Source organism: Yersinia hibernica, assembly GCF_004124235.1.
GTDB classification, from domain to species: Bacteria; Pseudomonadota; Gammaproteobacteria; order Enterobacterales; family Enterobacteriaceae; genus Yersinia; species Yersinia hibernica.
The window spans coordinates 4,551,162-4,566,655 of the sequence record NZ_CP032487.1; the positions used below are offsets into that span (position 1 = coordinate 4,551,162).

Sequence of the window (15,494 nt, forward strand, 5' to 3'; positions counted from 1 at the left end):
AGACGCTAAAAAGGCTATAAACCACCGGGTTTATAGCCTTTTTTATTGCTCACTCAATAGACGGGCTTAGAAACTGACTTTGACACCTAAATTACCTGTGTAGCCGTCCATTTTACCGTCAAAAGCGCGCTGGTATTTAGCATCCGCATAAATATCAACGTTTTGACTCACTTTAGCGGTCACCCCAGCGCCACCTTGCCAGTAGGTTTTACTGAATTCAGGGCGCAAGCGGGCAGTATCAACAGTAACCTGTGGATTTTGTCCCAATTGATAAACCACATCAGCAGACAAATAAGGTTTGATAATTTGCTGTTTGGCCGTCTCACTGAAAACTCGCATCCCAGCGCGAGCCTGCCCGACAGAATAGGATGTCCCACTCACGCCAGAGATTTCGTCACTGAAGCTGCTAAGATTCAGATATTGATATTTCAGTTGCCCTTGGGGTTCGACTTTCCAGCTTCCAGCAAGAGGATACGCCTGTCCTGCTTCAGCAGAGAGCGCCACACCATAGCCATTCTGTTTGGCGTCATGCTGGCTTTGATACTTGTTGCGATATAACGTGCCTTGGCCGACGATATCAACATAACCGCCTTGTGGCGTTGTTAGGGTGTAGTAACCCCCGAGACCATAAGCATCCGTTTTAATTTTGCCGGTATTGACCGACAGATCTGACCGCATGGCCCGTGCCTGGTCTTGTGCATCAGTTTCCTGTTTACCCAAGGTTATCATCACGCCAGCTGTTGCCTGAGCTCCCGCTGCATTTTCAGCCTGATAGAAATCATGCCCTAGTTGAGCGAACCAAATATCAGAGTCATAACTAAAACGCCCAGCTTCAAACTTATTATGTTGCCCGCTGATTCGCCCCCAAGAACCTTGGCTAAAACCATTCGCCGCCCCTTTTACATCCCCTTGGCGCTCATGGAAGCTACCCAAAGTGGTAAAACCGTAGAAAGCATTTAACCAAGGTGCTGCAATATAGCCAGGAACATCACGGCGATATGCCGTCTCTGGCTCTACTGGGTTTACTGGGTTTACCGTAACAATTTCACCTGGGTCAGTTGGATCTGTCGGATCAATTGGTAATGGCACAACAGGTGCCAGATTCGATTGTAAATTCCAGTTGTGCTCATCAAGCTGATACAGGAAATACTCATAAGCACCAGCAACAACAGAGCCGTTCATCGCAATATTGCTGCCACTGCTATCCCCGTCGACTGTAATCAGGTTAATACCGGTTCCGGTCGTCAATGCCCCCAGCCCACCCTGATTAGTGACCTGAACAAGATGATTACCTGCCACATTTCCGGTCACATGCAATCTATCTGTCGGTGAATTGTCATCACCCAATTGTGTATTAAAATTCAGGACGCCATTGCCGGTTAAATTGCTATTCACCGTTAATGTACTGAAACCGGTGCCCAGCGCGCGAGCACGGGTATTATTGCTAGCCGAAATAAAATTCAGTTGGCCCAGAATATTCATAGACTCTACATCAGCATCACCGGTCAAATTCCAAATGCTGCTGGCGTCAATATCAACACTTTTGGCATTATGTGCCGCTCCCTGCCAAACCGAATTATTTTTCAGCGTCAGGTTAATGTTGTTATTTTCATCCGCTTGAATATCACCGACCAACACAGAATGGTTATCACCATTTACATTAACATTACTCACCAGGTTCAATGGTGCAGCGCTGGTGCCAATATTGGTCGAGGCATTCACCAGTAAGCCGTTACCGCCACTCAGTTGCGAACCATTTTTCACATCCACATTGATGCTGGCACCATAAGCCCGGATACCGGCACCCTGTTCACTGATAATCTGGCTGTTGTCCAGTGTCACCTGGCTATAAGTTGTATTGGAGCTGGTCGCATAAATACCCCCGGCATTCGCACCCGTGGTGGTGATTTGGCTATCCGCCAGCAAAATGCGGCTATTAGTTTGTAGCCATAGTGCATAGGCACTGGCACCGGTGGATGTCCCGCTAATATTTTTAGCATTCACTAATGAGCTAGCGAAAGTGCCGAGCACCATACCCGAATCACCGGTGGTATTGATGGTGGCGCGATCCACATTCAGGGTTCCCCCTCGCGCGGCAGTCGCCCCAATACTCCCCACACCCGCAGTCGAGATGGTCATGTTCGTGGCATCAAACATTGATTCCGAATAGATACCGTGGGAACTATTTCCCGTAGTGATAGCTCGGGTATTATCTACAATCGCGCTACCGCGATTCTCAATGGCCGTCGCACCATCACCCTCGGTAATAACTTCAGAATCATACACTTTCACCGATGAAGTTGTATCCGGCACCCAAATCCCCGTGGCGTAAGTGCCTTTGGAGAGGTAAGAGCCGCCATTAATAGTGACATCAGCATTCATATTCACGTTAACCATCGCCGAGTTACCACTGCGAGAAATGGCATTAACGTTATTTAAGATGATGACGGCTTTATTGGTCGAGCTGTTACCCATTGCACGTAATAACGCGCCAGAAGCTAAATCAATATTGGCATTACTCACCGTGGCCGCGCCAGTGACATCAAATACCTGACTCATATTTCCCGTGGCGGTCAGGCCATCCATCGTAATACTCGAATCGCGGCCAACACTCACCCCAGCATAGCCGTTAGCCATGCTAATAGTTGTATTGTCCAGAGTGGCATTTAAGCCACCATTACCAATATAAATACCGGTACTGCTACCAGGCCCGGTACTATTAATCACATTATTCGCACCGGTTAATGTGCTGCCTAAATCACTTAAATAAATACCATAACTCCCGCCACCATTGGCGTTAATTATCGTATTATTCAGTATTAATGCCGCGCCCCCTGCTCCTGAAACACCATAAGCAGTTGACCCATTAGTTGTTATTTCAGTGCCATTAATCTCAGTGCGGCTCCCGACACCTGTAGTGGAAACACCATGGCTTTGCTGGCCTACCGTGGTGACCGTGCCACCCTCTAATATCACCGAGCCTTTATTATTGTTGATGCCATAGGCGACGACACCTTGAGTTTTTATCGCGGAGCCGTTCAAATACAGAGAGCCGCCATTAGTGACATTAGCACCATTCGCGCCATAGCCCGTAGTGTTGATAGTGAGGTCAGACTCCCCGGTGATGGCACTATTAAGCCCCTGAACAACCACTGCTGGCTGGTAGTCACCGTCAGTGCCATAGTCATTGGAAATAGTGTTGGAAGTGCCATCCGTGACACTAATAGTTTGAGCTGCCCAGCTATAAATAGGGCTAAAAAGAGGAATAAGTAAGCTGGCCAGCAGCGTTTTACGGAAGCTGGGTAAGAGTATAATGTTATTTATTTTCATCTTCATAACCTGGTTTCACAAAAAAAAACGTACAAATAGAGCAATTATTTAACTCATTTATGGGTCTTATTTTGTATGTAATATTTATATTTGTTCGCAGGGTTTAAATTTAAGAAATAATTAACCAAGCTCATTTATTAATATATATATTTAAAAATAAATTTAATATGGGAGAACACCCCCATGTGTGTAGGCCATTTCCTACCCAATATAAATAAAGTTCCTAATCAATATGTTAAGGGGGTTTAATAAAAAAATAATTGATGCTGATTTCTGCATTGCAAAACCCCGGAATTTATTCGCGACGGTTGTGATAGACGTCCACTCTGCTATTATCAACAGATAAGCCGCCGTTTTATGTCATATTTTGTAGAATAATCATCTGCATAAGGCATGAATTAACATATTCGAGGAGAATTATGCCGAACGCACCGCGAGACAACCCGGCACCACTGACTGCAGGGATTGAAACTGGCAAAAAAGCAATTTCTTTCATGGCGCGGATAACTGACCGCGTAAAAGCGTACCCCGCCGTCGCCCATATTATCCGAGCAACAGAACGTTTTAATGATCGGCTGGGCAGTCAATTTGGGGCCGCTATTACGTATTTTTCATTTTTGTCACTTATTCCTATTTTGATGGTTTCATTTGCCGTCGTGGGGTTTGTATTAGCCTCTAACCCCGACTTATTAGCTGAATTAATTAACAAAATCGTTAATACCATCAGTGACCCAAGTTTGGCGGCCACACTTAAAAATACGGTAAATACGGCGATTCAGCAGCGCACGACCGTGGGATTAACCGGTTTAGCGATTGCACTTTATTCTGGTATCAGTTGGATGGGCAATTTACGCGAAGCCATTCGTGCACAGTCGCGGGATGTATGGGAACGCAACCCACAAGATCAGGAAAAGTTTTATTACCGCTATGCCCGTGATTTTATTTCACTCACCGGGTTAGTTATCGCGCTGATTATTACCCTTTCGCTCACGTCTATTGCAGGTGCGGCACAGTCTGCGATTGTCAATGCATTAGGGCTGGGAGGAATTGAGTGGTTACGCCCGGTCATGACACTGATTGCCTTGTCTATCTCAATAGCGGCTAACTATTTATTATTTCTATGGATATTCTGGATTCTACCGCGACATAAGCCAAAGAAAAAAGCGCTGCTGCGCGGTACCCTGATTGCCGCAATCGGCTTTGAAATAATCAAATTCATCATGACCATGATGTTGCCACGCCTCGCCAGCTCCCCGTCGGGCGCTGCTTTTGGTTCAGTGATCGGCTTAATGGCCTTTTTCTACTTTTTCGCGCGCTTAACATTATTTTGTGCTGCCTGGATAGCCACCGCCCGCTATGCCGAGGACGGAACCTTACCTCAAGAGTCGACCAATAAAACATCACAATAGTTCGAACATGCCAGTTAGAATTCATTAACTGGCATTTTATTCCTTACAATCAGCAATAAATCAGCATTAAAGTCTAACCAAGAAACATCTCACTCCCGAAAAGCAGCATAAGTCACTATCACGAATTTTTTATTTACCCGATTATCAGCAATAAAATCTGCATTTCATTTCTTATATGGCGGCATTTACCACTAAAACTTCCATTAAGAATAGATTGTTCTTTTTTCGGCATTTGACACCGAACTGTTCATTTCTTGTGCGTTGAAAGTGCCCATTTCTGTGACTAAGATAACTTTTCGCCAAAATTAACAATAAGAAATAATATGTCGTCAACCATCGCACAAACCATCGAGTCAGACAGTCTGCCACCACCAGCAAATTCACGATCAAAAGTCATTGTCGCCTCACTTATCGGGACAGCCATTGAGTTTTTTGATTTCTATATTTATGCCACGGCCGCAGTCATTGTCTTTCCCCATATTTTCTTCCCACAGGGTGATCCGACAGCGGCGACGCTGCAATCATTAGCCACCTTCGCTATCGCCTTTATTGCCCGTCCGATTGGTTCTGCCCTGTTTGGTCACTTTGGCGATCGGGTAGGCCGCAAAGTCACATTGGTGGCCTCGCTGCTGACCATGGGGATTTCCACGGTGCTCATCGGCCTGCTGCCGGGTTATGCCACTATCGGCATATTCGCGCCACTCTTGCTGGCACTGGCGCGTTTCGGCCAAGGGTTGGGCCTAGGTGGCGAATGGGGCGGAGCGGCATTGCTGGCAACAGAGAATGCGCCACCGAAGAAACGCGCTCTTTATGGCTCCTTCCCACAACTGGGTGCACCTATCGGCTTCTTCTTTGCCAACGCCATGTTCCTAGCACTCTCCTACGGCTTGACGGATGAACAGTTCCTCAGTTGGGGCTGGCGTGTGCCATTTTTGCTCTCAGCAGTATTGGTGTTGATTGGCTTGTATGTGCGGGTGTCACTGCACGAGACGCCGGTATTTGCCAAAGTCGCCAAAGCCGGTAAGCAAGTTCGGATCCCGATAGGAACGCTGTTTAGCAAGCATATGAAAGCCACCATTTTGGGCACATTCATCATGCTCGCCACTTATACGCTGTTTTACATCATGACAGTCTATTCATTAACCTTCGGCACCACGCCAGAGCCGCTGGGGTTGGGCTATTCGCGTAATCACTTCTTGTTGATGCTGATGATTGGTGTCATCGGCTTTGGGGTCATGGTACCGGTTGCCGGACAAATGGCCGACAGTTTTGGCCGCCGCAAGACCATGATTTGCATCACTTTGCTGCTGATTGCTTTCGCCTTGATATTCCCCAGCATGCTCGGCTCCGGCCAGCCCGCGCTGGTGATGGCATTTCTGGCCTGTGGTTTTATCATCATGGGGCTGACATTCGGCCCGATGGGGGCCTTGTTGCCGGAATTGTTCCCGACCGAAGTGCGTTATACCGGCGCTTCATTTTCCTATAATGTCGCGTCAATACTCGGGGCTTCGGTTGCTCCTTATATCTCGACCTGGCTGGCAACCCATTACGGCCTATTTTATGTGGGTATCTATCTGGCCTCGATGGCCACACTCACCTTAATAGCGCTGCTGTTTTCCAAAGAAACCCGCCATATCTCGCTATAAACCCGCCTGATGCGGTAACCCCATAATGAGAAATAAGCATTATGGGGTTACCGCACCGCCGATTTCTCACTACACTGATGGCCCGCCAGTGAGAATGAAAGGAAACCCATGCTACGTTATATAAAAAAGCCGTGGTTTTTACTCATATTGCTGATAATTACGGTGCTCGGCATGGGGTATAAATTGCGCTTTAGCCATGCAGATGCATTGTGGAAAATTGTTAGCCAGCAATGTGTTCCCCATATGGCCGCGGAGCATAATCCGCAACCTTGTGTGGCGGTTGATCAATCCGCCGGTTTCGTGGTGTATAAAGACATGCACGGGCCGTTACAGTATTTGTTGATGCCAACGGCGAAAATCAGCGGCATGGAAAGCCCGCAATTATTAGCCCCCGACACACCCAACTATTTCGTTGATGCCTGGCAAGCTCGGCATTTTATGGCCGCTAAGTACGGCGCCCCCATTGATGACGCGGATATCTCACTCGCCATCAACTCACAATATGGCCGCAGTCAGGATCAATTACATATTCATATTTCTTGCCTCAACCCACAGGTCAAAGCCACTCTGGCGGCACAGAAAGCCAATTTCCAGCAGCAATGGCAACCCTTACCCGGCGGCTTACTGGGTCATGATTATCTGGTACGGCGGACTACAGCGCAGGAATTGCAGCAATCAGGTGCATTTCGCTTGTTAGCGCAAGAGGTGCCAGCAGCGAAAGATGAAATGGGCCGTTATGGTTTAGTCATGACAGCGCTGCCAGATGGCGATTTTTTACTGCTCGCCAGCAAAGCCGACCTGATCAAATGGCATCGGGCCTCGGTGGAAGAGTTGCAAGATCACCACTGTAAGCTGCTCCCCCAGCCACCGAGACATTAGCGCATTATTTTTTCTGCTTCATTTTTTGCAGGAATGGCGTGCATGGGTTTTGCTCTGCCTCACTCGGGGAAATCAGTGCCAACAATGCCGCCGCGGGAGTCAGCGCCACCCCCAAGACGGCGGCAACTGCGCCACGAGCAAGCAAAGGCCCCGCTTTTACCCCAGCATCCGGCCGTTTAAATGTTCCTTTCACATACAACGGAGAACGCAGGGTCAGAATGCGCAGCCCCTTGCTTTCGGGGTCAATGGATAAATCCAGCCGCTCAGTAGCAAAATTGATATTACCGGTAATGTTGATAATGGCATTCTCGGTATCAATGACGAACAAACGCGGCGTGGCCAAACCATGACGTAATTGAATATCTGCCACCGCGCAATTAATTTTAACTTCATCGTCACCAAACAGCTTCGCCACCAGATAGTTACCCACATTCAGGCCGAGTAACTCCATCAAACTGCGGCTGATTAATCCCTGATTCAGTAGCAAGCGCAGGTTACCATTACTGGTGGCAAGCAGAGTGGCAACCGAGTTGCCCGCAGCAGTAAATGACGCATCGCCATTCAATTGCCCCAAACTGTTGCGCATCGCCTGTACCTGTGGCAACAGCTCTTTCAGTTGCAGGCGGCGGGCATGTAAATCAACTTTGCCGTGCATCGGGTTTTGATTGCCATTCAGGCGCACAATGGCATTGAGGTTCCCCCCGGCCATGCCAAATCGCAGTGGGTCGAGCAGCAGCTCACCATGATTAAGCACCACATGAGTGGCCAAGTCAGTCAATGGTAATGATTTATCTCGATCAATACGTTTTGCGGTATAGGTGACATCGGCATCCATCACCTGCCAACTTTTAGTATCAAATTTCTCCGTCGGCAGCACCTTATTGCTGGGCTGCCTGCTGCGCTCACCACGATGGGCTTTTTCTTGATTGGAGTCGGCCCCAATCAAAGGAGCCAGATCAGCAAAGCGCAATTTATCGGATGACATATTACCAATTAATTTTGGCCGAGGTTGGCTGCTGGTGTAAGTCAGGCTGCCATGGATATCACTGTCACCAATTTTGCCATTAAAGTTTTCATAGCGATAAACAGCGCCCCCCGTCTGTTTGAGGCTCGCCATTAAGCGGCCATCGGTGTTGTAAGCTGGAGTGGCCGGCAACAGCACCCCAATCAGGGGATAGAGATTATCCAGGCTGGCACCCGAGAATTTCAATTGCAGATCCAATCCCGCTAAATTGCCGGGGTCAGTTAATGTTCCCGCCACGACGATGCGGGTGGAACCAGAGCGGACATCCGCTTGCAATGGGAATGGGATGCTGGCATCACTCATCGACAACATCCCGCCGATTTTGCCACTGCCGGTTAAAGGCTGGCCCTGATACTTGCCGTCAATTTTCCAGCCGAACATAAAATCTGGTGCCTTATTCTGCCCCTGCTCGGCGGGCGTTTGAACCTTGCTTTCATCACGCGCGCCAATCACCTCAGCAAACGGCAGCGGCTTACCCAATGGGTCAATCACCGCGTGCAAATCCGCTTGCAAAACAGCATCTTTCAGATTGATATTGCCGCGGTCAAAGACAATATCATTGATGTTCACCGACCAATCTGAGGGCGCATGCTTATCTTCTGCCGGGCTGTTGGCCAGATTAAACGTCCAGTTATTCTTACCATTCGCCAGACGCAGTAAGTTGGCGTCTGGTTGCGTCAGCCAGATACGCGGTATCAATACTTTCTTCGCCAATAAAGCTAATGGCGCAATGCTGGCATCAACCCGTTTTAAGGTGACCATCTCTCCTGCAGGAAATGCCGTCGCGGGCGCTTTGTCCGGTGCATCGTTGGTCTTACCATCGGCTTTATCACCGGCTAAATCTGGCGGGTTACCCAGCACCAGATCTTCAGCATGAATATGCGGCCATGGCACCCAGCCACGCCAGCCCGGTTCATCACCTTTACGTGACCAATCCACCCCAAGATTGCCGCGAATGGCGAAGGGCCGTTGCAGCTCAGTAGCGACTTTTTCATTAATGGTTGGCTTTAGACGATTCCAGTCGAAAGTCATCACGAACACGATGGCTGCTACCAGTAGCAGCAAGATAACCCCGACAATGCCTGTCAGCACTTTTCCGGTTTTGGTCATAACAGCTCCATGCCAGTACTCATGTGTTAATACACGCAAAATAATTCGAGTTGCAAGAAAGTGGCGATTTGAACAACATTTATGCTAGCCCACAGAATGAGCATACTCAGGTAAGTGATTCGGGGGAGCAAGAACCGCCAACACACATGCAACGTGAAGTAGGATAAGTCTATAGAGTGCGAATTAAAGACCACTTTAACCATAGTCGATAATGAAGCAGGCGGGCAGGTTTAAGGAGAGAGCGGCTTGTTTATCAACCCATCAATATTAGCCGCAAAACAACATCGGGAGGCTCTGCAAACGATCAAATGACGAGGGGCGGGAAAGGTAATAACCTTGTGCCGCAACCGCATCAGAGCGCTGTACCATCGCCCATTCTTGTGAGGTTTCTACCCCTTCAACAATCACGCCTTTGCTGTAGCTACCCATCAAGGTGACCAGGGTGAAAAACAGTTGATTCCCAACATCACTTTCTTGCAGCACGATAAACAGATCTCTGGCAACTTTGATGTACTCATAGCGCCAGCTAATAAATGAGGTGAAATTCGCCAGCCCGCTGCCAAAGTCATCCAACCAAAGTCGGTCTGCTTCAGCAATACGCGCAAAGGGGGTATCCAGAGAGGTATCGACATGCTCCAGCAATTCAAAACGAATATAAGGCATAGCATCGATTAACACCTTAGCCTGCTGATCATCTTGCATTGCCATTAGCGCCTGACCATCAATATTGATGGAGACCAGCACCGAATGATGCACAAAAATCGCATGCCACTGTTTAATCATATTCAACTGTTCGAGCACCACATCCAGACGGGCCCGGATACTGATAGCACTAAAATAATCCTCCGGATTCAAGCGAGTATCCGGCGATGAGGGGTGAAAAACAGCCGTCAGCAACTCAATAGCCAACAGCGCCCCAGAAGTGCGATAGATAGGTTGAAAAGTGTACCGACGCTGACATTGCCGCCAGAAGTTCTGTCCCTTATTACGATCAATGGCAGCAAAGGATGGCGCAAGTAAACCTGATACTTTATTGGTCATCATCAGTTTAGTCGCCATGTTTTAGGGCACCAGACAGTCAAGGCAATGGGTATTGCCGCCAACTGAGCCACCCTGTGATAAACGTTTTTTCCACTGCAGATGTTATCGACTCGGGCGAACAGAACTTTATACAGCAGCATGATAGATTATTGATCTCAAGTGGGCTGGCGCAACATATTTAAGCCACTTATATTACTTAACTCAATAATGCCACTACTGTTAATGGAGATGAACATGCCTTATGTAAATATTAAAATTACTCGCGAGGGAGCAACCGCGGAGCAGAAAAAACAGCTCATCGCCGGAGTCACCCAACTTTTGGTTGATACTTTGGGGAAAAACCCAGCCACAACTGTCGTCGTCATTGATGAAGTGGATACAGACAACTGGGGAATTGGCGGCCACAGTGTGACTGACCTGAGAAAATCATCATAATCGTCTGCAGAAATGCGGGAAACTTGCCGGTTTCCCGACCTACATCATAAAAAATTTAAAACATCGTTTTAATAGTATTGACTCTGACCAAGCCAGCAGTGAGACTAACCTTATTTCCATCATTGACTCACAGGCCCGCTTTCCATGACCAGCAAAAATATTGCCGTTATCGGCGAATGCATGATTGAACTGTCACAAAAAGGTAGCGACCTTAGCCGGGGCTTTGGCGGTGATACGCTGAATACTGCGGTATATGTTGCCCGTCAGGTGCCACAGCAGGCCCTGAATGTCCATTACGTTACAGCTCTGGGTACTGACAGCTTCAGTAACGAGATGCTCAATGCTTGGCAGCAAGAGAACATCGACACCTCCCTCATTCAGCGTCTGGATAATAAATTGCCGGGTTTGTACGTCATTGAGACTGACAGCACCGGTGAGCGCACTTTCTATTATTGGCGTAATGATGCTGCTGCACGTTTCTGGTTGAGCAGCCCGCAGGCGGATGAAATCTGCCAGCGGCTGGAAAAGTTTGATTATCTGTATCTCAGCGGTATCAGCCTAGCTATCCTCGACAATGCTTCGCGCCAACGTTTACTTCAGTTGCTGCGCGCCTGCCGGGCTAACGGCGGCAAAGTTATCTTTGATAACAACTACCGCCCTCGTCTGTGGCAAAGCAAGGAAGAAACTCAACAAGCCTACCGCGCCATGTTGGCCTGCACTGATATCGCCTTCCTGACACTGGATGACGAAGATATGCTGTGGGGTGAAAAACCGCTGGAGCAAGTCATTGAGCGCACACAAGATTTAGGCGTAAGCGAAATAGTGATTAAGCGCGGCGCAGATTCCTGCATCGTCTGGGTGAAAGAGGGTTTTGAAGCCCATCAATATGATGTTCCTGCGGTTAAACTGCCGAAAGAGAAAGTGGTCGATACTACCGCTGCCGGGGATTCTTTCAGTGCCGGTTATCTGGCTGTTCGCCTCACCGGCGGCAGCGCACATGACGCAGCCGTGCGCGGGCACCTAACCGCCAGCACAGTGATTCAATATCGTGGCGCAATCATCCCACTGGCAGCCATGCCAGCAGTGTGATTGATAATGCGCTGTTGGCCAATGGCCGCCCGCCACTGGCCCGCCGAGTATTGCGCGCAAAGGCAATTTAGGTGCGGGCAGCGCACCGTCACCGGGACGTACATGCCGTACGTGAGGATGACGAGCACTGTCCAACCCTAACCGTAGCCTTTCAGCCCCTATTGAGCGGTGGTCGGTATGGCGGGGGCGGCTTCAGCAGCACTTGCCACCGTAGGTGCCGCATCTTCTGGCACCACGGAGTGTGGTGTCATAATCGCGTTATACGCCTCCTGCAATACCTTGACATTCACTTCTGGCTCACCTTTTGGCTGCGTCAGAATCAGCGTGGTATCTTGCGATAATTGCTGTTTCAATTCCTGATTCAGCTCCGCCAAAGTCAGACCAGACAAAAATGCCTGCCGCAGTTTCTGATATTGCTCCGGAGCAATATCCACTACGCCACTTTGCTGTGAACGTAGGCGTTGGCTGATTAAGATATCTGTATCGGTGCGGGCATAAGTCGCAAACAACTTACTGAGTTGGTCATTTTTCTGCACCATCAAAGCATCAAACTCAGCCTGACTCAGGCCATTGGTACGTAAACTGGCCAATTCGCGCGCCACAAAATTCATGCCTGGCGTCAGATTTTCTGTCGGAGTATTCAGGTGAATCGCACATTGAGCGCGTTGATATTGCACCCGACAATCAAAGCCCAATTTCAGGTTCTTCTGATCACTTTTTTCCAACACTTGCTGCACATGCCAGAACAAGGCCTCACGGGCTAAATCACTGCGCCAGTAACGGCTTAGGGCCTGAGAGTCCTGAATCGGATGCCAAGGGGTATCCCACATCAGTGATAATGTGTCTTGTGTCGCCTGCTCACTCATCAAGCTCACCGGCTCGGATTGCAGGGGCGCTAACATCGCGATGGGTGCTGGTGTCGTCCGTTTCCCTTGCAACTCAGAGAAGGTTTTACCAATTTGAGCCGCGATATTGCGACTGTCGACATTACCCACCACATACAATGTCATGGCATCCGGGGTATACCATTGCTGATAAAACTGCTTTAACTTCTCGATATCTACCGGTTTTGCCACAGGTTGACCGGGATCATGCCCCATCAAAGATGAGCCTTTGAGCCGGTAACGCCACCAAGGTTCCTGAATATTTTGCGGGAACGTGGCGATAGGGTCCGTTGCACTATTCAGCGCCGCGTTGACGGTCTGTTCGCTGATAGCCAGCTTGCCACTGGTATCGGATAACCACGCCAGCGCTTCTTTCATCAAATCAGGGCGGTTATTGGGCAAACTCAAGCTATATAAGGTGAAATCATAAGATGTTATCGCCGGTGGCAACGGACGATCGCTATCGACCCCTTGCTGCCATAATGACTGAAGCTGGGCCGGAGTAAAACTCGCGCTGCTCATTAATGCCAGGCGGGGCAACAGATGGGCAAAGCCAACTTGCTGCGTGCTCTCAGATAATGAACCGGTATTCACCACCAGACGTAACTCGATCCGGTCGCTAGGGCGCTGTGGCGTCGCCAACAACTGCCATGAAAACCCGTTTTCTAATTTCCCCTGCTGCCAGGCAGGATCGGGTTGTAGTGCTTCAGCCTGCACATTACTGCTGGCCGCAGCCAACAATAATCCACCCACTATAAGACGAATTCTGGTGCCCTGCATGTGAACCCCTACTTAATAAACTAGCCAATGTTAAAACGATGCAACGTCATGTCATTCCGGTCAGCCACTGGTGCTTTCACGCCATCCGCCAACCGGTGCTATGCAAACGGGTAACCATAAAGACATGAATAAATGAATCCAGCTTTCAAAAACGCATCGCTATGCCGTTATTATTGGGCGAAAAATCAGCGGTTATCACCACCGTAAAAACTGGAAGTGGGAGTGTACCACTGTGTTAGACCGCATGCTTTTGCCGATGTCACTCATCAGAGTAAAAAATAGTATCTAAATGCTCATTAACACAAGAAATGGTATCGCGGGGCATACAGAAGAGCAGCTACCGGCGGCAATCCACCACCGGTAGTGATTGTTGAAGATGTTGCTATGACACTATCAAGAAGGGGTAACGCTGTTTTTTATATCGCCATTGGGTAATGTTTTGTTTGATAACACAGCTTGCAATTGATCATTATCCAGTTGGTTGCACCACTTCGCCACCACGATAGTTGCAACCCCATTCCCCACCAGATTAGTCAATGCACGGGCTTCAGACATAAAGCGGTCGATACCCAGAATCAGTGCCAAACCAGCCAAGGGTAAATGCCCGACCGCAGAAATAGTCGCCGCCAAGACGATAAAACCACTGCCCGTGACCCCTGCCGCGCCTTTTGAGGAAAGCAGCAAGACCACCAGTAAGGTCACCTGGTGAATGACATCCATATGGGTATTGGTTGCCTGGGCAATAAACACCGCGGCCATAGTCAGGTAAATAGAGGTGCCATCTAAGTTAAATGAATAACCCGTCGGGATAACCAAGCCCACCACGGATTTCTTACACCCGGCTTTTTCCATCTTATCCAGCATGCGCGGCAGCACAGACTCCGAAGAGGACGTCCCTAACACGATCAATAACTCTTCTTTTATATAGCGGATAAACTTGAAGATGTTAAAACCATTGAATTTCGCAATCGAGCCCAGCACAACCACCACAAACAATACGCAGGTGATGTAGAAGCAGATAATCAACTGGCCCAGTTGCACCAAGCTACCCACCCCGTATTTACCAATAGTAAAGGCCATGGCACCGAAAGCCCCGATAGGTGCCAAGCGCATGATCATATTGATAATACCGAAGATAACGCGGGAGAAACTTTCAATGACATTAAAGATAAGCTGGCCTTTTTCACCCAGACGGTGCAGGGCAAAACCGAACAGAACAGCAAATAACAAGACTTGCAGAATATTGCCGCTAGCAAAGGCACCCACGACACTGCCGGGAATGATATCCAGTAGGAAAGGTATAATCCCTTGCTGCGAGGCTTGCTCAGCATAAAGTGCAACCGCTTTAGCATCCAGTGTCGCCGGATCGATATTCATACCAGCACCGGGTTGCACCACGTTAACAATGACCAAACCAATCAAGAGTGCAATGGTACTGACAATCTCAAAATAGAGCAGCGCGATGGCACCGGTACGGCCAACGGCTTTCATACTTTCCATACCCGCGATCCCGGTCACGACAGTACAGAAAATCACGGGTGCGATAATCATTTTAATTAGTTTAACAAATCCATCACCCAAAGGTTTCATCTGAGCGCCAAGATCAGGGTAAAAATGACCCAATAAAACGCCCAGAGTAATCGCCGTTAACACCTGAAAATAAAGACTTTTAAATATTGAAGCTTTCATAACTATGTCCTTTTGGAGTAATACACGGCAGCCTGTCGCTTTGTTCTCTGTAATGATTGAGTGACACTTCTTTTTTATCCGTGCTTGCGCGGAAAATAACACCCTCATAACAATATGGAAATTATTAGTTGCACTGGATTGCACCCTAAACGCGAAATTAAGAACTGAAACGCTTCAA

10 protein-coding genes are annotated in these 15,494 nt (G+C 48.5%); 5 read left to right on the top strand and 5 right to left on the bottom strand.

Annotation, left to right across the window (positions count from 1 at the left end; translation table 11 throughout):
* Positions 1–66: 66 nt before the first annotated feature.
* Positions 67–3,330, bottom strand: a complete 3,264-nt coding sequence (locus D5F51_RS21345; protein ID WP_129198940.1) for an autotransporter outer membrane beta-barrel domain-containing protein — start codon at positions 3,328–3,330, stop codon at positions 67–69.
* A gap of 419 nt (positions 3,331–3,749) precedes the next feature.
* Here D5F51_RS21345 and yhjD point away from each other — a divergent pair, with 419 nt between their 5' ends.
* From yhjD to D5F51_RS21360, 3 genes are all read left to right on the top strand, one after another.
* Complete coding sequence (gene yhjD / locus D5F51_RS21350) at positions 3,750–4,739, top strand: inner membrane protein YhjD (protein WP_025376546.1); 990 nt, start codon at positions 3,750–3,752, stop codon at positions 4,737–4,739.
* A gap of 323 nt (positions 4,740–5,062) precedes the next feature.
* The gene (locus tag D5F51_RS21355; RefSeq protein WP_129198942.1) at positions 5,063–6,385 is read left to right on the top strand and encodes an MFS transporter; all 1,323 of its coding nucleotides are present in this window, start codon (positions 5,063–5,065) and stop codon (positions 6,383–6,385) included.
* 108 nt (positions 6,386–6,493) lie between these two features.
* Positions 6,494–7,264 carry a CDP-diacylglycerol diphosphatase gene (locus D5F51_RS21360; protein ID WP_129198944.1) on the top strand — a complete coding sequence of 257 codons (771 nt, stop codon included), beginning with the start codon at positions 6,494–6,496 and terminating at the stop codon, positions 7,262–7,264.
* A gap of 4 nt (positions 7,265–7,268) precedes the next feature.
* On the opposite strand, the gene D5F51_RS21365 is transcribed toward D5F51_RS21360, so the two are convergent.
* A complete protein-coding gene (locus D5F51_RS21365) occupies positions 7,269–9,398 on the bottom strand; it encodes an AsmA family protein (protein ID WP_129198946.1) in 2,130 nt (709 codons plus the stop codon).
* Positions 9,399–9,665: 267 nt separating this feature from the next.
* Positions 9,666–10,457 carry a cyclic-guanylate-specific phosphodiesterase gene (gene pdeH / locus D5F51_RS21370; RefSeq protein WP_025376543.1) on the bottom strand — a complete coding sequence of 264 codons (792 nt, stop codon included), beginning with the start codon at positions 10,455–10,457 and terminating at the stop codon, positions 9,666–9,668.
* A gap of 216 nt (positions 10,458–10,673) precedes the next feature.
* On the opposite strand from pdeH, the gene D5F51_RS21375 reads away from it, so the two are divergent.
* Both D5F51_RS21375 and kdgK read left to right on the top strand, forming a co-directional pair.
* Positions 10,674–10,874, top strand: a complete 201-nt coding sequence (locus D5F51_RS21375) for a 2-hydroxymuconate tautomerase family protein (RefSeq protein WP_004388926.1) — start codon at positions 10,674–10,676, stop codon at positions 10,872–10,874.
* A 144-nt stretch (positions 10,875–11,018) separates the two neighbouring features.
* Positions 11,019–11,963, top strand: a complete 945-nt coding sequence (kdgK, locus tag D5F51_RS21380) for a 2-dehydro-3-deoxygluconokinase (RefSeq protein ID WP_129198948.1) — start codon at positions 11,019–11,021, stop codon at positions 11,961–11,963.
* 158 nt (positions 11,964–12,121) lie between these two features.
* On the opposite strand, the gene D5F51_RS21385 is transcribed toward kdgK, so the two are convergent.
* Both D5F51_RS21385 and D5F51_RS21390 read right to left on the bottom strand, forming a co-directional pair.
* Complete coding sequence (locus D5F51_RS21385) at positions 12,122–13,627, bottom strand: M16 family metallopeptidase (protein ID WP_129198950.1); 1,506 nt, start codon at positions 13,625–13,627, stop codon at positions 12,122–12,124.
* A gap of 393 nt (positions 13,628–14,020) precedes the next feature.
* Positions 14,021–15,316, bottom strand: a complete 1,296-nt coding sequence (locus D5F51_RS21390; protein ID WP_025376539.1) for a dicarboxylate/amino acid:cation symporter — start codon at positions 15,314–15,316, stop codon at positions 14,021–14,023.
* Positions 15,317–15,494: the final 178 nt, after the last annotated feature.